Source organism: Streptomyces sp. NBC_01214 (assembly GCF_026340975.1).
Taxonomy (GTDB): domain Bacteria; phylum Actinomycetota; class Actinomycetes; order Streptomycetales; family Streptomycetaceae; genus Streptomyces.
The window spans coordinates 1,368,404-1,390,077 of record NZ_JAPEOS010000002.1; the positions used below are offsets into that span (position 1 = coordinate 1,368,404).

The window sequence follows — 21,674 nt, forward strand, 5'->3', positions numbered from 1 at the left end:
ACAGGGGGACCGTCGTCCGCCGGGTCCCGCAGCTCCCGAATTCTCTACGGAAACCCGCACTGGCGACCTGTGGCGTCATGCGAAGAAAGCAGACGAAGAACATGTCTCACCTGCTCGATGGCGTCAACGCCGCCACGCTCCGCTCCGACGTCCCGGCCTTCCGCCCGGGTGACACGATCAACGTGCACGTCCGCGTGATCGAGGGCAACCGCTCCCGTATCCAGCAGTTCAAGGGCGTAGTCATCCGCCGCCAGGGCGCCGGCGTCTCCGAGACCTTCACCGTGCGCAAGGTCTCCTTCAGCGTCGGCGTGGAGCGTACCTTCCCGGTCCACTCCCCGATCTTCGAGAAGATCGAGCTCGTCACCCGCGGTGACGTTCGCCGCGCCAAGCTGTACTACCTCCGTGAGCTCCGCGGCAAGGCCGCGAAGATCAAGGAGAAGCGCGACCGCTGAGGTCACTCCCGGAGTCCGGGGGCGGCCGGATAGGCTCGCACCCGTATGGACACCGAAGCACCTCACACGCAGCGCGGCCACTCGTCCCCCCTCGAGGGGGACGGGAGGCCGCGATTTGCGTTCTCCCGGCCCCGGCGGACGGCCGGCGGGCGGCCCCTCACCTGGCGCCGCGCCGGAGTGCTCGGTGTGATCTGCACCGTCTTCCTGCTGCTGTTCAGCAACTTCGTGGTCCAGCCCTTCCTGATCCCGAGCCGCTCCATGGAGCCGACGCTCCAGGTCGGGGACCGGGTGCTGGTCAACAAGCTGGCCTACCGCTTCGGCGGGCAGCCGCAGCGCGGGGACGTGGTGGTGTTCGACGGCACGGGCTCGTTCGTGCGCGAACGCCCCGACGCCAATCCGATCGGCGCCGTGCTGCACGGCGCGGCCTCGGCGCTCGGGCTGGCCGAGCCGTCCGACACTGACTTCGTGAAGCGGGTCGTGGGGGTCGGCGGCGACGACGTGGTGTGCTGTGACGCCGCGGGGCGGGTTGCGGTCAACGGCGTGCCGCTGGAGGAGCCGTACCTCCATCCCGGTGACGCGCCCTCGACGGTGCCCTTCCGGATCGTCGTACCGCTGGGGACCCTCTGGGTCATGGGTGATCATCGTTCCCAGTCCCGGGACTCCCGGGACCACCTGGGGGAACCGGGCGGGGGGATGGTGCCGGTGGAGAACGTGATCGGGCGGGCCGACTGGATCGGTTGGCCGCTCTCGCGCTGGGACGGCGTCGGCGGTGGCCATGGGTAGCCGAGGGCGGAAGAAGGGCGGACGGGACTGGGACTTCGACGACTTCGAGCCCGAACCCGAGCCGGAGCCCACCCCGGCTCCCCTGGTGGGGGGCCGGCTGGAAGGCGGCCGGGCCGAACGGCGCCGGACGGCCCGCAAGGTGCGCCGGCGCCGCCGCACGCGCCGGGCCGGCGAGGTGCCGCTGCTGGTGGTCGTGGCGCTGTGCATCGCCCTGCTCCTGAAGACCTTCCTGGTGCAGGCCTTCTTCATTCCGTCGGGCTCGATGGAGCAGACGATCCGGATCGGCGACCGCGTCCTGGTGGACAAGCTGACGCCGTGGTTCGGCTCCGAGATCAAGCGCGGCGACGTCGTCGTGTTCAAGGACCCCGGCGGCTGGCTCAAGGGCGAGGCGGCCCGTCCTCCCAAGGACCCGATCGTCGTCAAGCAGATCAAGCAAGTACTCACCTTCATCGGCCTGCTGCCCTCGGCCGACGAGCAGGACCTGATCAAGCGGGTCATCGGCGTCGGCGGGGACACCGTCAAATGCTGTGACAGCCGGGGCCGGGTCACCGTCAACGGCTCGCCCCTCGATGAGCCGTACGTGAACGCGGGAAACACTCCTTCGGACATCACGTTCGACGTGCAGGTGCCGGAGGGCCGGCTCTTCGTGATGGGCGATCACCGCGCGAACTCGTCCGATTCCCGGTTCCACCTGGACGAGGGCTTTCAGGGCACCATCCCCGAGAGCGGGGTGGTCGGGCAGGCCGTCGTGATCGCCTGGCCCTACGGGCACTGGGCCAAGCTGGAGCAGCCGGCGACCTTCCGGATGGTGCCCGATCAGGCACGGCGCGAGGGACGCGGGCGACGACGGCGCCGTCGGGGCACACCGTTCGCATAGTGTGTCCTCGGTCTCCCGCGCCTTAGGGAACTCCCGCTCGTTAAGGGAGGGGAGGGCCCGTGCCGGGTTGGGCGCGGGCGGCAATCGCGAGTGAGGAGTGGATGTGGGGGACGTGGCGGTAGGCGCACGGTCCGGACGCGACGAAGGCGAGGAGCGGCCGGACGACGCCGTCGAGCGCGAGGCCGAGGAGGACGGCGATGCCCAGGAGCATGCGCACCGGTCCTTCTGGAAGGAGCTCCCGCTCCTCATCGGCATCGCCCTGCTGCTGGCCCTGCTGATCAAGACGTTCCTGCTCCAGGCGTTCTCGATCCCGTCGGCCTCGATGCAGAACACCCTGCAGATGGGGGACCGGGTCCTGGTGGACAAGCTGACCCCGTGGTTCGGCTCCGAGCCGGAGCGCGGCGAGGTCGTCGTCTTCCACGACCCCGCGGACTGGCTGTCGGGCCAGCCCACTCCCGAGCCGAACCTCTTCCAGCAGGTGCTCAGCAAGATCGGCCTGATGCCGGACGCTTCCGAGAAGGACCTGATCAAGCGGGTCATCGCGATCGGCGGGGACACGGTCGAGTGCAAGAAGGGGGGACCGGTCGTCGTCAACGGCAAGGAGCTGGACGAGCCGTACATCTACCCCGGCAACACCCCCTGCGACGACGCCCCGTTCGGCCCGATCACCGTGCCCAAGGGCAAGCTCTGGGTCATGGGTGACCACCGGCAGAACTCCGAGGACTCCCGCTACCACCAGCAGGACTCCACCAAGGGCTTCGTCCCGGTGGACAAGGTCGTCGGGCGGGCCGTGGTGGTCGCGTGGCCGGTCACCCGCTGGGCCACCCTGCCGGTCCCGGACACCTTCGACCAGCCGGGCATCGGCAACCAGGCCGCGGCGACCGCGCTCGGCCTCGGGGCCGCCGGGCTGGCCCCCGTCGGGCTCGGCCCGGCCGCGCTGGGGCTCGTGGGAGCCGTTCCGCTCGTCATGTGGCGCAGGCAGAAGCTGACCAGGGGCCGTACCGGCGGGTAGGGTGCCGCCCAGGTCGACGATCCCGGAGTGTGGGGGCGCTGCAATGGGCGGAACACAAGCAATACGCAGTGGCAAGGATGGCCGCGGCGGTCTCGGCAACGTGCTGTCGGGAATCGCCGTGGCCATCGGCTTTGCGCTCTTCCTGGGCGGCTTCGCGTGGGGGGCGGTCGTCTACCGGCCCTACATGGTCCCCACGGACTCGATGATGCCCACGGTGCGGCCCGGGGACCGGCTGCTGGCCCAGCGCATCGACGGCGCCGACGTGCACCGCGGGGACGTGGTCATCTTCACCGATTCCCTGTGGAGCGATTCGCCCATGGTCAAGCGGGTCGTCGGCATCGGCGGCGACGTCGTGAAGTGCTGCGGAGCGGCCGGCGAGCTGACGGTCAACGGCACCCCGCTGGACGAGCCGTACGCCGACACCACCAAGCCGGATTCGGGTCTGGCCATGCCGCCCGGACAGGCCGCGCCCACCGGGACCCCCTTCGAGGTGGCGGTCCCCGAGGGCAACCTCTTCCTGCTGGGCGACCGGCGGGCCGCCTCCCTGGACTCCCGTGCCCACCTGCAGGAGGCCGGGCAGGGGACCGTGCCCCGATCGGCCGTCAGCGCCCGCGTCGACGCCCTGGCCTGGCCCTCCGTGACGATGCTGGAGCGGCCGGCCGCGTACGCCGCCCTGCCCGGCGGGATCTCGCGGCCCGGGCCGCTGCGCCTCCAGGTGGTGACGGTGCTGGCCGGGGCGGTCCTGGTGGGGCTGGGGGCCTTGTACGGGCCGGTCGCACGGGTCCTCGCCCGCGGCCGGCGACAGGAGCGGGCCGGTGTCCGCTGACCCGGCGGTCGGGCACGGCCGCCGGAAGGTGTCGCGGGTGATCCTGCTGGACCCGGCGGACCGGATCCTGCTGCTGCACGGCTTCGAACCGGCCGACCCCTCCGACGACTGGTGGTTCACCCCCGGCGGCGGACTGGAGGGGACCGAGAGCCGGGAGCAGGCCGCACTGCGCGAGCTGGCGGAGGAGACCGGGATCACGGAGGTGGAGCTGGGGCCGGTGCTGTGGCACCGCTACTGCTCCTTCCCCTTCGACGGGCGGCGCTGGGAACAGGACGAGTGGTACTTCCTCGCCCGGACCGCCCAGACCGAGACCGAGATGGGCGGCCTCACCGAGCTGGAGCGGCGCAGCGTCACCGGAGCCAGGTGGTGGACCTCCGAGGAACTTCTCGCGGCCCATGAGACGGTGTACCCGACCAGACTCGCCGAGCTGCTCCGTACGCTGCTCGACGACGGTCCTCCGGGTGAGCCGGTGGCCCTGGCCCCGGAAATCGTTTAGGGGCGCAGGGGCCTGGCGCACAATAGGGGGACGCACGGCTGAAGGGGAACATGCCATGAGTGCCGAGGACCTCGAAAAGTACGAGACCGAGATGGAGCTGAAGCTCTATCGGGAGTACCGCGACGTCGTCGGGCTGTTCAAGTATGTGATCGAGACGGAACGCCGTTTCTACCTCACGAACGACTACGAGATGCAGGTGCATTCGGTTCAGGGGGAGGTGTTCTTCGAGGTCTCCATGGCCGACGCCTGGGTCTGGGACATGTACCGGCCGGCCCGCTTCGTGAAGCAGGTGCGGGTGCTGACCTTCAAGGACGTGAACATCGAGGAGCTCAACAAGAGCGATCTCGAACTGCCCGGCAGCTGAGGGCCGGCACCGGCCGAACCGCCTCACCCGCAAGGGTGAGGCGGTTTTCCACAACGGCCGGACTGTCCACCAAGATCCACACGGTGGGCGGGGGTGCGGGACCGTCGGTGCCGGAGGTGGTGCCGGATGAACGCGAAGGGCGTGGCACAGCAGGCATTGGGGCGGTACGGCGAGGAACTCGCGGCCCGGCGGCTGACCGAGGCCGGGATGACCGTGATCGCGCGGAACTGGCGGTGCCGCGGCGGCGAGATCGACATCGTCGCCCGGGACGGGGACGCCCTCGTCGTGTGCGAGGTCAAGACCCGCCGGGCGGGCGAGTTCGAGCATCCGATGGCCGCCGTGCGGCCCGCCAAGGCCGAGCGCTTGCGCACCCTCGCCGGGCGCTGGCTCGCCGACCACGGTGGACCACCCCCGGGCGGGGTGCGCATCGACCTCGTCGGGGTCCTGGTGCCGCGGCGCGGCGCCCCCCAGGTGGAACACGTCAGGGGGGTGGCCTGATGGGGTTCGCGCGAGCCTGCTCGGTGGCCCTGGTCGGCGTCGACGGCGTGGTGGTCGAGGTACAGGCCGACCTGGAGCCCGGCGTGGCGGCCTTCACCCTGGTCGGGTTGCCGGACAAGACCCTGGTCGAGAGCCGGGACCGGGTGCGGGCGGCCGTGGTCAACTCGGGAGCGGCCTGGCCGCAGAAGAAGCTCACGGTCGGGCTGAGCCCGGCCTCCGTACCGAAATCCGGCGCCGGCTTCGACCTGGCCGTCGCGGCGGCCGTGCTCGGGGCCGCCGAGGTGGTCGACCCGGGCGCGATCGCCGACCTCGTCCTCATCGGGGAACTGGGGCTGGACGGGCGCGTGCGCCCGGTCCGCGGGATCCTGCCGGCTGTCCTCGCAGCGGCGGAGGCCGGCTACCGGCAGGTGGTGGTGCCGCAGCAGTGCGCGGCCGAGGCCGCGCTCGTACCGGACGTCTCGGTCCTCGGCGTACGCAGCCTGCGCCAGCTCATCGCGGTCCTGACCGGCGGGGAGGTGCCCGAAGAGGAGCCGGGCGACCCGCCCGGCAGGCCGGACCCGATGCTGGCCGGACTGCTCGTCCCCGGGGCGGGACTGGGCACGGGCCTCGCCCGGGGCCGGCCCGGCCGGGAGGACGGCACGGACTTCCCCGACCTCGCCGACGTGGCCGGGCAGCACACGGCGCGCCGCGCCCTGGAGGTGGCGGCCGCCGGAGGGCACCACCTCTTCCTCAGCGGACCGCCCGGAGCGGGCAAGACCATGCTCGCCGAGCGGCTGCCCTGGCTCCTGCCGCAGCTCACCCGTCAGGATTCCGTGGAGGTCACGGCCGTCCACTCGGTCGCGGGAATCCTCCCGCCCGGCGAACCGCTGGTCGCCCGGCCGCCCTACTGCGCGCCGCACCATTCGGCGACCATGCAGTCGCTGGTGGGCGGCGGGACCGGGATCCCCCGGCCCGGGGCGGTCTCCCTGGCCCACCGCGGCGTGCTCTTTTTGGACGAGGCCGCGGAGTTCCACAGCCGGGCGCTGGACGCGCTGCGGCAGCCCCTCGAATCGGGGCACGTGGTCATCGCCCGCGCCGCCGGAGTGGTAAGGCTGCCCGCCCGGTTCCTGATGGTGCTCGCCGCCAACCCGTGCCCGTGCGGGCGCCACACCCTGCACGGAGCAGGCTGCGAATGCCCGCCTTCGGTGATCCGCCGTTACCAGGCGCGGCTGTCCGGGCCGTTGCTCGACCGGGTCGACCTGAGGGTGGAGGTCGAGCCGGTGACCCGCGGCGACCTGCTCGGGCAGGGCGGCCGCGGGGAATCCACCGCGGTGGTCGCCGACCGGGTGCGTCAGGCCCGGGAGCGCGCCGCGGCCCGGCTCGCCGACACGCCGTGGCGGCTCAACTCCGAGGTGCCCGGGCAGGAACTGCGCACCCGGTGGCAGGCCGGGCCCGGCGCCCTGGCCCCCGCCGAGCGCGATCTGGAACGCGGGCTGCTCACCGCCCGCGGGCTGGACCGGGTGTTGCGGGTCGCCTGGACGGTGGCCGACCTGCGGGGGCGGGACCGGCCCGAGGCGCTGGACGTGGCCGTGGCGCTGGAGCTGCGGACCGGGATCGCCCGCGGGGCGATGTCGCTGCCGGGGGCCCGGACATGACCGGCTCCGGGGACGCGGAAACGCTGGCGCGGGCGGCGCTCACCCGGGTGCTGGAGCCCGGCGATGCGCACGGCGGGCGGTGGCTGCGGGAGTTCGGCGCGGTGCGGCTGATGCAGCTGCTGACCGCCCCCGGGGCGGAGCCCGACGTCCTGTCCGGGGTGGGGCCCGAGCGGCTCGCCGGGTACCGCAGACGGGCCGAGCTGGCCGAACCCGAGCGGGACCTGGCGGACGCCGCCGGGGCCGGAGGCCGGTTCGTCCATCCGGGATCGGCGCAGTGGCCGACCCAGCTCGACGACCTGGGCGACGAGCGGCCCGTCGGACTGTGGCTGCGGGGCCGGCCGAACCTCCGCACCTGGGCACTGCGTTCGGTCTCCGTGGTCGGCGCCCGCGCCTGCACCCCGTACGGCGCACACATGGCCCAGGTCCTGGCCGCCGGACTCGCCGAGCGGGGCTGGGTCGTGGTGTCCGGCGCCGCGTTCGGGATCGACGGCGCCGCCCACCGGGGGGCCCTCGCCTCGGGCGGCGCGACCGCGGCGGTGCTGGCCTGCGGGGTGGACGTCGCCTACCCGCGCGGACATGCCGGGCTGCTCGGCCGGATCGCCGGGCAGGGGCTGATCCTCGGGGAGCTGCCACCGGGCAGCCACCCGACGCCCAGCCGGTTCGTCCTGCGCAACCGGGTCATCGCCGCCCTCACCCGGGGCACGGTCGTCGTGGAGGCAGCGCACCGCAGCGGCTCGCTGGTCACGGCCCGGCGGGCGCAGCGCCTGGGGCGGTTCACCATGGGCGTCCCCGGGCCCGCCACCAGCGGGCTCTCCGCCGGGGTGCACGAACTGCTGCGGGGCGAGGCCGTGGTCGTCACCGACGCGGCCGAGGTGGTCGAACTGGTCGGGGCCATGGGCGAGCTGGCTCCCGAGCGGCGCGGCCCGGTGCTCGCCCGGGACCTGCTGGACCCGGACGCCGCCCGTGTGCTCGAAGCGCTGCCCGCCGGCCGCCCGGCGGACGTGGCCGAGCTGGCACTTGCCTCCGGCACCGGCATCGATGAAGTCATCGGCAGACTGTACGAACTTCACTCTCTGGGGTTCGTCGAACGGCAGGGCGACGGCTGGCAGTTGAGCAGACAAACGGCTGGAGGAGGCACACAAACCGGAGCCGCCCGGCGAGGCGGTCGTTGACCTGGGGTGTTCCGGTGAAAGAGTGAAAGCGATGAGAGACGCGGTCTTCCCGGTGGCGGTCGCCGGGACCGAGCGCCAGGCGCCGGTCCCGGGGCGCCCGCGCGAGTTCGGGCGCCTTCCGGCCCCCGCGCCATCCCGTACTCTTCGCGCACCGCGACAATCTCGTCACGCTACGCTCCCAAGGAATCCGGCTCCGGCAAAGGCGAAGCATGCCCCAGCACACCTCAGGGTCCGACCGCGCTGCGGTGCCCCCCGCTGCCTGCGGCAGCGTGCGGTCCACCGCGCCCTCGTCCCTGGAGGTGCTGTGGCGCTCGTACAAGGAGTCGGGTGACGAGCGGCTGCGGGAGCAGCTGATCCTGCACTACTCGCCCCTGGTGAAGTACGTGGCGGGCCGCGTCAGCGTGGGCCTGCCGCCCAACGTGGAACAGGCCGACTTCGTCTCCTCCGGGGTCTTCGGGCTGATCGACGCCATCGAGAAGTTCGACATCGACCGGTCGATCAAGTTCGAGACGTACGCGATCACCCGGATCCGCGGCGCGATGATCGACGAGCTGCGGGCGCTGGACTGGATCCCGCGCTCGGTCCGGCAGAAGGCGCGCGCCGTGGAACGGGCCTACGCCACGCTGGAGGCCCAACTGCGGCGCACCCCGACGGAGAGCGAGGTCGCCGGGGAGATGGGGATCGGCGTGGAGGACCTCCACACCGTCTTCAGCCAGTTGTCGCTGGCCAACGTGGTCGCCCTGGAAGAGCTGCTGCACGTCGGCGGGGAGGGCGGCGACCGCCTCTCGCTGATGGACACCCTGGAGGACACCGCCGCCGACAACCCGGTGGCGGTGGCCGAGGACCGCGAGCTGCGGCGGCTGTTGGCGCGGGCCATCAACACGCTGCCCGAGCGGGAGAAGACCGTGGTGACCCTCTACTACTACGAGGGCCTCACCCTGGCCGAGATCGGCAACGTCCTCGGCGTCACCGAGAGCCGGGTCAGCCAGATCCACACCAAGTCCGTTTTGCAGTTGCGCGCAAAGTTGGCAGATGTGGGGAGGTGAGCTTGCGCTACCTCCGTAGAGTGGATGCGTGCCCAGGATTCGAGCGGCCTCCGTGGCCGAGCACCGGTCGATGCAGCGCGGCGCCCTCTTGGACGCCGCGCGTTCCCTGCTGTCCGAAGGCGGGACGGAGGCGCTGACCTTCCCCGCCCTCGCGGAGCGGACCGGGCTCGCCCGGTCGTCCGTGTACGAGTACTTCCGCTCCCGTGCCGCCGTGGTCGAAGAACTGTGCGCCGTGGACTTCCCCGTGTGGGCCGCCGAGATCGAAGCGGCGATGGAGCAGGCGCAGTCGCCGGAGGCGAAGATCGAGGCCTACGTGCGCAGCCAGTTGGGGCTGGTGGGCGACCGGCGGCACCGGGCGGTCGTGGCCATCTCGGCCAGCGAGCTGGATGCGGGGGCCCGCGAGAAGATCCGCGCGGCCCACGGCGGGCTGGTGGCGATGATCGTCGAGGCGCTGGGCGGGCTGGGACACGCCGAGCCGCGACTGGCCGCCATGCTGTTGCAGGGGGTCGTGGACGCCGCCGTGCGGCGGATCGAGCTCGGCGCGGCGGAGGATCCCGCCGTCGTGACGGAGGCCGCCGTCGCCATGGCCCTGCGGGGCGTCCGGGGCTGAGGCCCCAGGGGCAGCACCCGCGGCCCCGTACCTCAATCGTCGGCCGGGTGCCCGGCCGGTAGGAGGCGTGGTGTCGGGCGCGGGAGGAGGGTGAGCGGGTTGAGGTACGCCTCGCCCGCCAAGAGGCCCCAGTGCAGGCATGACGCCGGGCAGTGCGAGCCGTCCGTCAGAACCGCCACCACCTGGCCCGCAACCACCTGCTCGCCCTCCGCGACCAGGGGCCGCACCGGCTCGTAGGTGGTGCGCAGCCCGTTCGGCAGGGCCAGCGAGAGCACTCCGCGCCCGGCGACGGGCCCGGCGTGGTGGACCCGGCCGGCCGCCACCGCCCGGAGCTCCGCGCCCACCGGCGCGGACAGGTCCACACCGCGGTGACCGGCCGCGTAGGGGGTCGGCGGCGGGTCCCACCAGCGGGCCACCGACAGCGGAGCGGGCAGCGGGCGGACCCCGGGAAGGGTCGCCTGGGTCAGGGCCAGGAGCAGGCTGAGCAGCAAGGTCGTCATGGGACCCAGCGTCCCGCGCACGCCCGGGCCGCCGCCCCGGCCTGTGGACGGCCGGGGCACTGTGGACAACGGCGTCACCCGGCATACCGCCGGGTCCCGTACACTTCTTGTGGCGATCCGGGTCACCGGGTCGACTTCGCACGCCCCAACACCAGGCTGAAACGGCCAGGTGGCAGCGTCTCTCGGTCCCTCATGGGGGCAGGGCGCGGTGGGGCGTCAGGAACCAAACCGAGAAACCAAGGAGATGGCCATGGCCGTCGTCACGATGCGGGAGCTGCTGGAAAGCGGCGTCCACTTCGGTCACCAGACCCGCCGTTGGAACCCGAAGATGAAGCGCTTCATCTTCACGGAGCGCAACGGCATCTACATCATCGACCTGCTGCAGTCGCTGTCGTACATCGACCGCGCCTACGAGTTCGTGAAGGAGACCGTCGCGCACGGTGGCTCCATCATGTTCGTCGGTACCAAGAAGCAGGCCCAGGAGGCCATCGCCGAGCAGGCGACGCGCGTTGGTATGCCGTACGTCAACCAGCGCTGGCTGGGTGGCATGCTCACCAACTTCTCCACCGTCTACAAGCGCCTCCAGCGTCTGAAGGAGCTTGAGGCGATCGACTTCGAGGACGTCGCCGCCTCGGGTCTCACCAAGAAGGAGCTCCTGGTCCTCTCCCGCGAGAAGACCAAGCTGGAGAAGACCCTCGGTGGTATCCGCGAGATGTCGAAGGTTCCCAGCGCCGTCTGGATCGTCGACACCAAGAAGGAGCACATCGCCGTCGGTGAGGCGCGCAAGCTCCACATCCCGGTCGTCGCGATCCTCGACACCAACTGCGACCCCGACGAGGTCGACTACAAGATCCCGGGCAACGACGACGCGATCCGTTCCGTCACCCTGCTCACCCGCGTGATCGCCGACGCCGTCGCCGAGGGCCTCATCGCCCGCTCCGGCGCTGCGACCGGTGACTCGAAGCCGGGCGAGAAGGCCGCCGCCGAGCCGCTCGCCGAGTGGGAGCGCGACCTGCTCGAGGGCGAGAAGAAGGCCGACGACGCCGAGGCCGCCCCGGCCGAGGCCGCTGCCGCCCCGGCCGCCGAGGCTGTCGAGGCCCCGGCCGCCGACGCCGAGCAGGCCTGACCCACTGAGAGCGCCCGGCGTTCACGCGCCGGGCACTCACAGCACGGACGATGACGGCGGGGGAGCCGCGCCCAGGGCGCGGCGCCTCCGCCGTTCACCCGTAGATCTACGACTTCGAGAGAGAATCACAGACTCATGGCGAACTACACCGCCGCTGACGTCAAGAAGCTCCGCGAGCTCACCGGCGCCGGCATGCTGGACTGCAAGAACGCGCTCGTGGACGCCGACGGTGACGTCGACAAGGCCCAGGAAGCCCTCCGCATCAAGGGTCAGAAGGGCGTCGCCAAGCGCGAGGGCCGTTCTGCCGAGAACGGCGCCGTCGTCTCCCTCATCGCCGACGACAACACCTCCGGTGTCATCGTCGAGCTGAAGTGCGAGACCGACTTCGTCGCCAAGGGCGAGAAGTTCCTGGCCGTCGCCAACGAGCTGGCCGCGCACGTCGCCGCCACCTCCCCGGCCGACATCGAGGCGCTGCTCGCGTCCGAGATCAAGCCGGGCCAGACCGTCACCGCCTTCGTCGACGAGGCCAACGCCAACCTCGGCGAGAAGATCGTCCTGGACCGCTTCGCGCAGTTCAGCGGCGGCTACGTGGCTGCGTACATGCACCGCACGATGCCCGACCTGCCGTTCCAGATCGGCGTCCTGGTCGAGCTCGACAAGGAGAACGCCGAGGTCGCCCGCGGCGTCGCGCAGCACATCGCCGCGTTCGCCCCGCAGTGGCTGTCCGCCGAGGACGTCCCGGCCGAGAAGGTCGAGTCCGAGCGTCGCATCGCCGAAGAGGTCACCCGCGCGGAGGGCAAGCCCGAGGCTGCCATCGCGAAGATCGTCGAGGGTCGCGTCAACGGCTTCTTCAAGGACGCCACGCTGCTCGGCCAGGCCTACGCCCTGGACAACAAGAAGTCCGTCCAGAAGGTTCTGGACGAGGCCGGTGTCACCCTGAAGCGCTTCACCCGCATCAAGGTCGGCATCTGAGTCCGTCCGTACGCGACGGACACCGGACCCCGGTAGGGTCTGAGGCAGTCGTCCGCGCTTGCGCGAGGCGACCGCAGATCTGACGAGGAGGCCATTGCCGTAGAGGGAACCGCAAGGACCCACCGGCAATGGCCTTCTTCGTATGTGCACGAGGAGATCTCCATGAATCAGGGCGTGGACCCCCACACCGCATCCGACGACAAGAGCGACCAGGACAAGAAGGGCCGCCGCTTCATGCTGAAGCTGTCGGGCGAGGCCTTCTCCGGTGGCGGAGGACTGGGCGTCGACCCCGACGTCGTCCACGCCATCGCGCGTGAGATCGCCGCGGTGGTCCGCGACGGCGCGGAGATCGCCGTCGTGATCGGCGGCGGCAACTTCTTCCGCGGCGCCGAACTCCAGCAGCGCGGCATGGACCGGGCCCGGTCCGACTACATGGGCATGCTCGGAACCGTCATGAACTGCCTCGCACTCCAGGACTTCCTGGAGAAGGAGGGCATCGACTCCCGCGTGCAGACCGCCATCACCATGGGCCAGGTCGCGGAACCGTACATCCCGCTGCGTGCCGTCCGGCACCTGGAGAAGGGCCGCGTCGTCATCTTCGGCGCCGGCATGGGCATGCCCTACTTCTCCACCGACACCACGGCCGCCCAGCGCGCCCTGGAGATCGACGCCGAGGCCCTGCTCATGGGCAAGAACGGTGTCGACGGGGTCTACGACTCCGACCCGAAGAAGAACCCGGACGCGGTGAAGTTCGACGCGCTGGAGTACAGCGAGGTCCTCTCCCGCGACCTCAAGGTCGCCGACGCCACCGCGATCACGCTCTGCCGCGACAACAAGCTGCCGATCCTCGTTTTCGAGCTCCTCGCCGAGGGCAATATCGCCCGCGCCGTCAAGGGTGAGAAGATCGGCACGCTCGTGAGCGACCAGGAAACCCGGGCCTGAGCAGTCCGCAGCCGGACCGAGCGAGCCCCTGACCGGGCCCGCCGGGTCCGCCCGCCCGCCTGAACCATCCATATCTGACATGCAGGAGCACGTGGTGACCGAAGAGATCCTCCTCGAGGCCGAGGAGAAGATGGAAAAGGCCGTCGTCGTCGCCAAGGAAGACTTCGCCGCGATTCGCACCGGCCGTGCGCACCCGGCGATGTTCAACAAGATCGTGGCGGAGTACTACGGCGCCATCACGCCCATCAACCAGCTCGCCTCCTTCTCGGTGCCCGAGCCGCGCATGGCGATCGTGACCCCGTTCGACAAGAGCGCCCTGCGCAACATCGAGCAGGCCATCCGCGACTCCGACCTCGGTGTCAACCCGAGCAACGACGGCAGCATCATCCGGGTGACCTTCCCCGAGCTGACGCAGGATCGCCGCAAGGAGTACATCAAGGTCGCGCGCACCAAGGCCGAGGACTCGAAGATCTCGCTGCGCGCCGTCCGCCGCAAGGCCAAGGACGCCCTTGACAAGCTGGTCAAGGACAAGGAGGCCGGCGAGGACGAGGTGCGCCGCGCGGAGAAGGAGCTCGACGACACCACCGCGAAGTACGTCGCGCAGGTGGACGAGCTCCTCAAGCACAAGGAAGCCGAGCTCCTCGAAGTCTGATGAACGACTCTTCCTGGCAGCCGGAGCCGGTTCCGGCGGGTCCCGCATACGATGCGCAGGTGGGCCCGCACACTCGGCCCATGCCCATCGTGCCCGATGCCGCCGGCCGTGACTTCGACGACCGGGAAGCACGCGATCGGGGGGTCGCCGCCGACAGCGGCCCCCTCTTCCGCGCCGATACGCCGCCGCAGGAGCCCATGCCCAGCCCCCCGCCTCCGCATGCCCAGCAGCCGCAGGACGCCTCGCCCCCGCCGCCGAAGAAGCGCGCGGGCCGGGATCTGCGTGCCGCCATAGGGGTGGGCGTGGGTCTCGGCGCGGTGATCTTCGCCTCGCTGCTGATCGTCAAGGCCGTCTTCGTCGGCGTCGTCGTCGTCGCGGTCGTCGTCGGCCTGTGGGAGCTCACCTCCCGGTTGCAGGAGCAGAAGGGCATCAAGGCTCCGCTGGTCCCGCTCGCGGTCGGCGGCGCCGCCATGGTCATCGCCGGATACGTCCGGGGGGCCGAGGGCGCCTGGGTCGCCATGGCGCTGACCGTGCTGGCGGTCCTGGTGTGGCGGATGACCGAACCGCCCGAGGACTACCTCAAGGACGTCACGGCGGGCGCCTTCGCGGCGTTCTACGTGCCCTTCCTGGCCACCTTCGTCGCGATGCTGCTCACCGCCGACGACGGCCCCGAACGCGTGATCACCTTCCTGCTCCTGACCGTGGTCAGCGATACCGGGGCCTATGCGGTCGGCTGGCGCTTCGGCAAGACCAAGCTCGCGCCGCGCATCAGCCCCGGCAAGACCCGCGAGGGACTGTTCGGCGCGGTGGCCTTCGCGATGGCGGCCGGCGCGCTGTGCATGGAGTTCCTGATCGAAGGCGGCTCCTGGTGGCAGGGCCTGCTGCTGGGCCTCGCGGTCGCGGTCAGCGCCACCCTGGGTGACCTGGGCGAGTCGATGATCAAGCGGGACCTGGGCATCAAGGACATGGGCACCCTGCTGCCGGGACACGGCGGGATCATGGACCGGCTGGACTCCCTGCTGCCGACGGCCCCGGTGGTGTGGCTGCTGCTGGCGGCCTTCGTCGGCACCGGCTGACCCGTCCGGGTTATCCTGGAAAGCGCGCCACTGATGAGTGGTGCGCTTTCCCGTTTCTACGGGATGGACCCGTGAGCTCTCCGGGCACCGGGCGTGGCATCACGTCGACTCCGCTCGTGTGCGGAGATCGCCCGCCCAGGGTTCGTCAGACTTGAGGAGTACCACTCATGGCCCCCCGTCCTGTCCCGGGTGAGCTTACTTTCGTCGCCCCTCGCGGGGCCAAGAAGCCGCCCCGGCACCTTGCCGACATGACTCCGGCCGAGCGCCGCGAGGCGGTCGCCGCGATCGGTGAGAAGCCGTTCCGGGCCAAGCAGCTCTCCCAGCACTACTTCGCCCGGTACGCGCACGACCCGGCCGAGTGGACCGACATCCCGGCCGGCTCGCGGGAGAAGCTCCAGCAGGAGCTGCTGCCGGACCTGATGAGCGTCATCCGGCACATTTCGTGCGACGACGACACCACCCGCAAGACCCTGTGGAAGCTGCACGACGGGACGCTCGTCGAGTCCGTGCTGATGCGCTACCCCGACCGGGTCACCATGTGCATCTCCTCGCAGGCCGGCTGCGGCATGAACTGTCCGTTCTGCGCCACCGGCCAGGCGGGCCTGGACCGCAACCTGTCCACCGCCGAGATCGTGCACCAGATCGTCGACGGCATGCGCGCGCTGCGCGACGGCGAGGTCCCCGGCGGCCCGGCGCGGCTGTCGAACATCGTCTTCATGGGCATGGGCGAGCCGCTGGCCAACTACAACCGCGTGGTCGGCGCCATCCGCCGGCTCACCGACCCGGAGCCCGACGGCCTGGGTCTGTCGCAGCGCGGGATCACGGTCTCCACGGTCGGCCTGGTCCCGGCCATGCTGCGCTTCGCCGACGAGGGCTTCAAGTGCCGCCTCGCCGTCTCGCTGCACGCGCCCGACGACGAGCTGCGCGACACCCTCGTCCCCGTGAACACCCGCTGGAACGTCCGCGAGGTGCTCGGTGCGGCCTGGGAGTACGCCGAGAAGTCCGGCCGCCGGATCTCGATCGAGTACGCCCTGATCCGCGACATCAACGATCAGGCCTGGCGCGGTGACCTCCTGGGCAAGTTGCTCAAGGGCAAGCGCGTGCACGTCAACCTCATCCCGCTCAACCCGACGCCGGGCTCCAAGTGGACCGCCTCGCGGCCCGAGGACGAGAAGGCCTTCGTGGAGGCCATCGCCCGGCACGGCGTGCCGGTGACCGTACGGGACACCCGGGGGCAGGAGATCGACGGCGCGTGCGGCCAGCTGGCTGCATCGGAGCGCTAGATTCCGGTTCTGTTCGATGCGATTCGGCCACGGGGTACCCTGTGGCCGAACCAATTTCATATTCCGACAGGGGAGCGCCACAGCGCTGAGAGTGCGGTATCCGTCATCCGCAGACCCTCTGAACCTCGCCCCGGTCATTCGGGGTAGGAAGTTCGGTCACCACTCTTGCTGTTGCGCCCTGCCCGGCGTCCGCTCCCACAGAGCGCCGGGCAGGGCCGCGTCTTCTCCTGGACATCCCAGGAGGAATTCACCGATGAGCACCACCAAGAAGATCGCGGGCGTCGCGCTCGCGGCCGCGCTGGGCGTCACCACGCTCAGTGCCTGCGGCGGCGGCGACACCAAGGACAAGCCCGCAGGCGCGAGCGACGCCCCGAAGTCCAAGACCGTCACGCTGGTCTCCCACGACTCCTTCAACGTGACCGACACGGTCCTCAAGGAGTTCGAGCAGCAGAGCGGCTACACCGTCAAGGTGCTGAAGTCCGGGGACGCGGGCGCCGCGCTGAACCAGGAGATCCTCACCAAGGGCTCCCCGCGCGGTGACGTCTTCTTCGGCGTGGACAACACCCTCCTGTCGCGCGCCCTCGACAACGGCATCTTCACGCCGTACGAGGCCAAGGGCCTGGCCGAGGTGAAGCCCGAGTACGTGCTCGACAAGGAGCACCGGGTCACCCCGATCGACTCCGGTGACATCTGCGTCAACTACGACAAGGCGTACTTCGCCGAGAAGAAGATCGCCCCGCCGCAGACGCTGGACGACCTGGTCAAGCCGGAGTACAAGAACCTGCTGGTCACCGAGAACGCCGCGACCTCCTCGCCGGGTCTCGGCTTCCTGCTCGCCTCCGTCGGCAAGTACGGCGAGGACGGCTGGAAGGACTACTGGAGCAAGCTGAAGGCCAACGGCGTCGAGGTCGTCGACGGCTGGGAGCAGGCCTACAACGAGCGCTTCTCCGGCTCCGCGGGCGGCAAGAAGGCCAAGGGCGACCGTCCGCTGGTCGTCTCCTACGCCTCCAGCCCGCCGGTCGAGGTCCTGTACGGCGAGCCCCAGCCCACCGAGGCCCCCACGGGCGTCTCCACCGGCACCTGCTTCCGCCAGATCGAGTTCGCGGGCCTGCTCAAGGGCGCCAAGAACGAGGAGGGCGGCAAGGCCCTCGTGGACTTCCTGGTCAGCAAGAAGTTCCAGGAGGACATGCCGCTCCAGATGTTCGTGAACCCCGTGACGAAGGACGCCGCCCTGCCGGAGCTGTTCACCAAGCACGGCGTGGTGGTCGAGAAGCCCGAGAACGTGGCTCCCGAGACCATCGCCAAGAACCGTGAGCAGTGGGTCAAGGCATGGACCGCGCTCGTCGTGAAGTAAGCGGTACCAAGGAGCCGGGCGCGGCGTCGCGGGACGCCGCGCCGGGCTCCGGCCCCCGCGAGGGGGCGCGGGCCACCGCCGTGCGGTTCGCCCTGATGGCCGTCCCCCTCGCCTTCTTCGGGCTGTTCTTCGCCTACCCCGTCGCCGCGATCGTCGGGCGCGGCCTGAAGACCGACGAAGGGTGGCAGTTCGGCCGGTTCGCGGAGGTGCTGGCCCGGCCCGACATCGCCGACGTGCTGTGGTTCACCACCTGGCAGGCGTTCGCCTCGACCCTCCTCACGCTGCTGATCGCGCTCCCCGCCGCGTACGTCTTCGCGCGCTTCGAGTTCCCGGGCAAGCAGCTGCTGCGCGCCGTGGTGACCGTTCCCTTCGTACTGCCGACCGTGGTGGTCGGCACCGCCTTCCTCGCACTGCTGGGGCGGGGCGGCCTGCTGGACGAACTGGTGGGTGTCCGGCTCGACACCACCGTCTGGGCGATCCTGCTCGCGCACGTCTTCTTCAACTACGCCGTGGTCGTCCGCACGGTCGGCGGGCTGTGGGCCCAGCTGGACCCGCGCCAGGAAGAGGCCGCCCGGGTGCTGGGGGCCGGGCGGTTCGCCGCCTGGCGGCGGGTGACGCTGCCCGCGCTCGCCCCGGCGGTGGCCGCTGCCGCGCTGATGGTGTTCCTGTTCACCTTCAGCTCCTTCGGCGTCGTACTGATCCTCGGCGGACCCGCGTACTCCACCCTGGAGGTGGAGGTCTACCGGCAGACCGCGCAGCTCCTGGACCTGCCGACGGCGGCCGTCCTGACGATGGTGCAGTTCGCCGCGATCGGCGCGATCCTCGCCGTGCACGCCCGGACCGTGCGCAAGCGCGAGACCGCGCTGCGCCTGGTCGACCCGGGCCGCACCACGCACCGGCCGCGCGGCTGGGCGCAGCGCGCGCTGCTGGGCGGGGTGCTGCTGACCGTCGCGCTGCTGATCGCGGCGCCGCTGGGCGTGCTGGTCGAACGGTCCTTCGACACCCCCGGCGGCTACGGACTCGGCTACTACCGGGCCCTTCAGGACGCCGGCGCCGGTGGCGGGACCTTCTTGGTGGCGCCCTTGGAGGCGATCTGGAACTCCCTGCAGTACGCGCTCGCCGCCACCGCGATCGCCCTGGTCGTCGGGGGACTCGCGGCCGCGGCGCTGACCCGGCGCGGCGGCCGCTTCGTACGCGGCTTCGACGCGCTGCTGATGCTCCCGCTCGGGGTGTCCGCCGTGACCGTGGGCTTCGGCTTCCTGATCACCCTGGACGAGCCGCCGCTGGACCTGCGGACCTCGTGGATCTTGGTGCCACTGGCGCAGGCCCTGGTGGGCGTGCCCTTCGTCGTACGGACCATGCTGCCGGTGCTGCGCGCGGTGGACGGGCGGCTGCGGGAGGCCGCCGCGGTGCTCGGCGCGTCACCGCTGCGGGCCTGGCGGGAGGTGGACCTGCCGCTGGTGCGGCGGGCGCTGCTGATCGCGGCCGGGTTCGCCTTCGCGGTGTCCCTGGGGGAGTTCGGCGCGACCGTGTTCATCGCGCGGGCGGACCGGCCGACGCTGCCGGTGGCCGTGGCGCGACTGTTGGGGCGGGCCGGAGAGCTGAACTACGGCCAGGCGATGGCCCTGAGCACGATCCTGATGCTGGTGTGCGCGGTGTCCCTGCTGCTGCTGGAGCGACTGCGGCCCGACAAGACCTCCGGAGAGTTCTGATGACACTGCTTCAGCTGGAGGGGGTGTCGGTCCGCTTCGGTGAGCGCGCGGCCCAGTACGCCCTGGACGGCGTGGACCTCGCGGTATCCGAGCACGAGGTCGTGTGCGTGCTGGGGCCGAGCGGAAGCGGCAAGTCCACGCTGCTGCGGGTCGTCGCCGGACTCCAGCAGGTGTCCGCCGGCCGGGTGTTGCTGGGCGGGGCCGACCAGGCGGAGGTCCCCGTGCACCGGCGGGGCGTGGGCCTGATGTTCCAGGACCACCAGCTCTTCCCGCACCGCGACGTCGGCGCGAACGTCTCCTTCGGGCTGCGGATGCGGGGAGCCGGGCGGGCCTCGTCCGCGGACCGGGTCGCGCAACTGCTGGAACTGGTCGGGCTCCCCGGGGCCCAGGGCCGGGCGGTGGCCTCCCTGTCGGGCGGCGAGCAGCAGCGCGTGGCGCTGGCCCGGGCGCTGGCACCGTCGCCGCGGCTGCTGATGCTCGACGAACCGCTGGGGCAGCTCGACCGGGGGCTGCGGGAGCGGCTCGTGGTGGAGCTGCGGGGGCTGTTCTCCCGACTGGGTACGACCGTGCTGGCCGTCACGCACGACCAGGGCGAAGCCTTCGCCCTGGCCGACCGGGTGGTGGTGATGCAGGACGGCCGGATCGCGCAGGCCGGGACCCCGCTGGAGGTGTGGCAGCGGCCCGCGTCGGAGTTCGTGGCGCGGTTCCTCGGCTTCGAGAACGTGGTCCCGGCCGTGGTCTCGGGCACGCGGGCCGCCACCGCGTGGGGCAAGGTCCCGGTACCGGACGGATCCCCCGAGGGGGAGCAGCGGCTGCTGATCCGCCCGGCCGGCGTCGTGCTCTGCGCGGCGGGCCTGAAGTGCGAGGTGGTCTCCCGCACGTTCCGCGGCACGCACGTCGCGCTGGTGCTGCGGCCGGTGACGGGACCGGTGCTGGAGGCGGAGTGCGGGCTGGCGGGGGCGCCGGCCGTGGGGGACCGGGTCGAGGTGGCCTTCACCCCCGCCGAGGTGGTCGTTCTGCCCGAAGGAGCCGCTCCTTAGGGGCGGATGCCGTCGCAGGCGATCGGCAGGTGGCGCGGGCCGCGCAGGACCGCGTTCTGTCGGTACGGGGGCGGGTCCTCCAGCAGCCGCGGATTCTCCAGCCGGCGGGCCAGCTCGCTCAGCGCCAACTGGGCCTCCTGCCGGGCCAACGGCGCCCCGAAGCAGCTGTGGATCCCGCTGCCGAGGCCGAGGTGCTGGATGTCCTTGCGGTCCGGGTCGAAGCGGTTCGGGTCCTCGAACCGCTTCGGGTCGCGGTTCCCGGAGGCCAGCATCAGCCACAGGGACGCGCCCTTGGGGATGGTGACCCCGGCGACCTCGATGTCGGACAGGGTGGTGCGCTGGGGCAGCAACTGCACGGGGGGCTCGTACCGCAGCAGCTCCTCGACGATCGGAACGGCCAGGTCCGGATCGTCGCGCAGCCGCTGGAGGACCTCCGGGTAGCGCAGCAGCGTCAGCATCCCGTTGGTGATGAGGTTGACCGTGGTCTCGTGGCCCGCGATCAGTAGCAGGGCGGAGGTGCTGAGCGCCTCCATGGTGGTCATCGCGCCGTCCGGGCCGTCCGCCGTCGCCAGCTGGGACAGCATGTCGTCGCCCGGCTTCTTGCGGCGCTCCTCGATCAGCCCGGCCAGGTACATGCCCAGCTCCATGCGGGCGTCCATCGTGCCCTTGCCGTGCTGCGTGGGGTCCGCGTCCGGGTCGGGGTCCAGGCTGGCGGCCAAGGTCTCCGCCCACACGTGGAAGCGGGGCTCGTCCTCGCGGGGGATGCCGAGCAGCCGGCAGATGACGGTGACCGGGAAGGGGTACGCGAACTGGTCGACGAGGTCGATCCGGTCCAGCTGTCCGGTGTCCACGATGCCGTCGATGAGCCCGGAGACGAGGCCGCTGAGTTCGTCGCGCATGTCGTGCACCCGGTGGGGGGCGTGCGGCGGCCCGAACGGGCGGTTCGTCATCCGCCGCAGGCGGTCGTGGTCGGGCGGGTCGAGCTTGAGGAAGGACGGGGGCAGCGTCGCCCCCTCCTCGTCGGGCTGCTCCCCGAGCGGATCGTCCCCGGTCGCCTTCAGGTTCTTGGCGTCGGAGCTGATCCGCGGGTCGTGCAGGAGGCTGTGGATCTCGTGGTACGTGCTGATGACGTACGGGCCGTCCCCGTCGTGGGAGACCGGGGTCTTGCGGAGTTCCTCGTACAGGGGGTACGGATTCGCGCGGTTCGCGTAGTCGATGATCTCCCGCAGCAGGGCTTGTGTCATGAC

The 21,674-nt window shown here is 71.3% G+C and carries 22 protein-coding genes, 1 pseudogene and 1 riboswitch; of the genes and pseudogenes, 21 read left to right on the forward strand and 2 right to left on the reverse strand.

Annotated features, from left to right (window positions below):
• The first annotated feature begins 101 nt into the window (after positions 1-101).
• From rplS to OG594_RS31265, 12 genes and pseudogenes are all read left to right on the forward strand, one after another.
• Complete coding sequence (gene rplS / locus OG594_RS31210) at positions 102-452, forward strand: 50S ribosomal protein L19 (protein WP_030011886.1); 351 nt, start codon at positions 102-104, stop codon at positions 450-452.
• Between the two features lie 45 nt (positions 453-497).
• Positions 498-1,235, forward strand: a complete 738-nt coding sequence (lepB, locus tag OG594_RS31215) for a signal peptidase I (RefSeq protein ID WP_266605411.1) — start codon at positions 498-500, stop codon at positions 1,233-1,235.
• Positions 1,228-2,271: pseudogene (gene lepB / locus OG594_RS31220) on the forward strand (signal peptidase I); the annotation flags it as partial. The gene lepB (OG594_RS31215) and the pseudogene lepB (OG594_RS31220), both read left to right, overlap by 8 nt.
• Positions 2,225-3,124 carry a signal peptidase I gene (gene lepB, locus OG594_RS31225; RefSeq protein WP_266605413.1) on the forward strand — a complete coding sequence of 300 codons (900 nt, stop codon included), beginning with the start codon at positions 2,225-2,227 and terminating at the stop codon, positions 3,122-3,124. The pseudogene lepB (OG594_RS31220) and the gene lepB (OG594_RS31225), both read left to right, overlap by 47 nt.
• A gap of 43 nt (positions 3,125-3,167) precedes the next feature.
• Positions 3,168-3,950, forward strand: coding sequence for a signal peptidase I (gene lepB / locus OG594_RS31230; protein WP_266605415.1), 783 nt, complete (start codon positions 3,168-3,170; stop codon positions 3,948-3,950).
• Positions 3,940-4,446 carry an NUDIX hydrolase gene (locus OG594_RS31235; protein ID WP_266605417.1) on the forward strand — a complete coding sequence of 169 codons (507 nt, stop codon included), beginning with the start codon at positions 3,940-3,942 and terminating at the stop codon, positions 4,444-4,446. Before lepB (OG594_RS31230) ends, OG594_RS31235 begins: the two co-directional genes overlap by 11 nt.
• A gap of 55 nt (positions 4,447-4,501) precedes the next feature.
• The gene (locus OG594_RS31240; protein ID WP_005311352.1) at positions 4,502-4,810 is read left to right on the forward strand and encodes a DUF2469 domain-containing protein; all 309 of its coding nucleotides are present in this window, start codon (positions 4,502-4,504) and stop codon (positions 4,808-4,810) included.
• Positions 4,811-4,936: 126 nt separating this feature from the next.
• Positions 4,937-5,308, forward strand: coding sequence for a YraN family protein (locus tag OG594_RS31245; protein ID WP_266605419.1), 372 nt, complete (start codon positions 4,937-4,939; stop codon positions 5,306-5,308).
• A complete protein-coding gene (locus OG594_RS31250; RefSeq protein ID WP_266605421.1) occupies positions 5,308-6,942 on the forward strand; it encodes a YifB family Mg chelatase-like AAA ATPase in 1,635 nt (544 codons plus the stop codon). Before OG594_RS31245 ends, OG594_RS31250 begins: the two co-directional genes overlap by 1 nt.
• On the forward strand, positions 6,939-8,114 hold the full coding sequence (gene dprA / locus OG594_RS31255) for a DNA-processing protein DprA (protein ID WP_266605427.1): 1,176 nt from the start codon (positions 6,939-6,941) through the stop codon (positions 8,112-8,114). Before OG594_RS31250 ends, dprA begins: the two co-directional genes overlap by 4 nt.
• Positions 8,115-8,323: 209 nt before the next feature.
• A complete protein-coding gene (gene whiG, locus OG594_RS31260; protein WP_266605429.1) occupies positions 8,324-9,160 on the forward strand; it encodes an RNA polymerase sigma factor WhiG in 837 nt (278 codons plus the stop codon).
• Between the two features lie 52 nt (positions 9,161-9,212).
• Positions 9,213-9,770 carry a TetR/AcrR family transcriptional regulator gene (locus tag OG594_RS31265; RefSeq protein WP_030012407.1) on the forward strand — a complete coding sequence of 186 codons (558 nt, stop codon included), beginning with the start codon at positions 9,213-9,215 and terminating at the stop codon, positions 9,768-9,770.
• A gap of 32 nt (positions 9,771-9,802) precedes the next feature.
• Here the strand turns inward: OG594_RS31265 and OG594_RS31270 are convergent, their stop codons facing one another.
• Positions 9,803-10,270, reverse strand: a complete 468-nt coding sequence (locus OG594_RS31270; RefSeq protein WP_266605431.1) for a M23 family metallopeptidase — start codon at positions 10,268-10,270, stop codon at positions 9,803-9,805.
• Positions 10,271-10,520: 250 nt separating this feature from the next.
• Here OG594_RS31270 and rpsB point away from each other — a divergent pair, with 250 nt between their 5' ends.
• From rpsB to OG594_RS31315, 9 genes are all read left to right on the forward strand, one after another.
• Positions 10,521-11,396, forward strand: a complete 876-nt coding sequence (gene rpsB, locus OG594_RS31275; RefSeq protein ID WP_266605433.1) for a 30S ribosomal protein S2 — start codon at positions 10,521-10,523, stop codon at positions 11,394-11,396.
• Between the two features lie 135 nt (positions 11,397-11,531).
• Complete coding sequence (gene tsf / locus OG594_RS31280) at positions 11,532-12,368, forward strand: translation elongation factor Ts (RefSeq protein ID WP_030016382.1); 837 nt, start codon at positions 11,532-11,534, stop codon at positions 12,366-12,368.
• 162 nt (positions 12,369-12,530) lie between these two features.
• Positions 12,531-13,310, forward strand: a complete 780-nt coding sequence (gene pyrH / locus OG594_RS31285; protein WP_030016384.1) for a UMP kinase — start codon at positions 12,531-12,533, stop codon at positions 13,308-13,310.
• A gap of 94 nt (positions 13,311-13,404) precedes the next feature.
• A complete protein-coding gene (gene frr / locus OG594_RS31290; RefSeq protein WP_030016386.1) occupies positions 13,405-13,962 on the forward strand; it encodes a ribosome recycling factor in 558 nt (185 codons plus the stop codon).
• Entirely contained in the window at positions 13,962-15,038 is a 1,077-nt protein-coding gene (locus OG594_RS31295; RefSeq protein ID WP_266605437.1) for a phosphatidate cytidylyltransferase, read from the forward strand. The genes frr and OG594_RS31295 overlap by 1 nt, the downstream gene beginning before the upstream one ends.
• A 167-nt stretch (positions 15,039-15,205) precedes the next feature.
• Positions 15,206-16,321: a 23S rRNA (adenine(2503)-C(2))-methyltransferase RlmN gene (gene rlmN, locus OG594_RS31300; protein WP_030016390.1), complete on the forward strand. Its 1,116-nt coding sequence runs from the start codon at positions 15,206-15,208 to the stop codon at positions 16,319-16,321.
• Positions 16,322-16,379: 58 nt separating this feature from the next.
• Positions 16,380-16,489, forward strand: a riboswitch (TPP riboswitch).
• An 85-nt stretch (positions 16,490-16,574) separates the two neighbouring features.
• Positions 16,575-17,675, forward strand: a complete 1,101-nt coding sequence (locus OG594_RS31305; protein ID WP_266605440.1) for a thiamine ABC transporter substrate binding subunit — start codon at positions 16,575-16,577, stop codon at positions 17,673-17,675.
• Between the two features lie 95 nt (positions 17,676-17,770).
• The gene (locus OG594_RS31310; RefSeq protein WP_266606648.1) at positions 17,771-19,387 is read left to right on the forward strand and encodes an iron ABC transporter permease; all 1,617 of its coding nucleotides are present in this window, start codon (positions 17,771-17,773) and stop codon (positions 19,385-19,387) included.
• Complete coding sequence (locus OG594_RS31315) at positions 19,387-20,427, forward strand: ABC transporter ATP-binding protein (protein WP_266605443.1); 1,041 nt, start codon at positions 19,387-19,389, stop codon at positions 20,425-20,427. Before OG594_RS31310 ends, OG594_RS31315 begins: the two co-directional genes overlap by 1 nt.
• On the opposite strand, the gene OG594_RS31320 is transcribed toward OG594_RS31315, so the two are convergent.
• On the reverse strand, positions 20,424-21,671 hold the full coding sequence (locus OG594_RS31320; protein ID WP_266605445.1) for a cytochrome P450: 1,248 nt from the start codon (positions 21,669-21,671) through the stop codon (positions 20,424-20,426). The two genes, OG594_RS31315 and OG594_RS31320, sit on opposite strands and share 4 nt — an antisense overlap.
• Positions 21,672-21,674 lie beyond the last annotated feature (3 nt).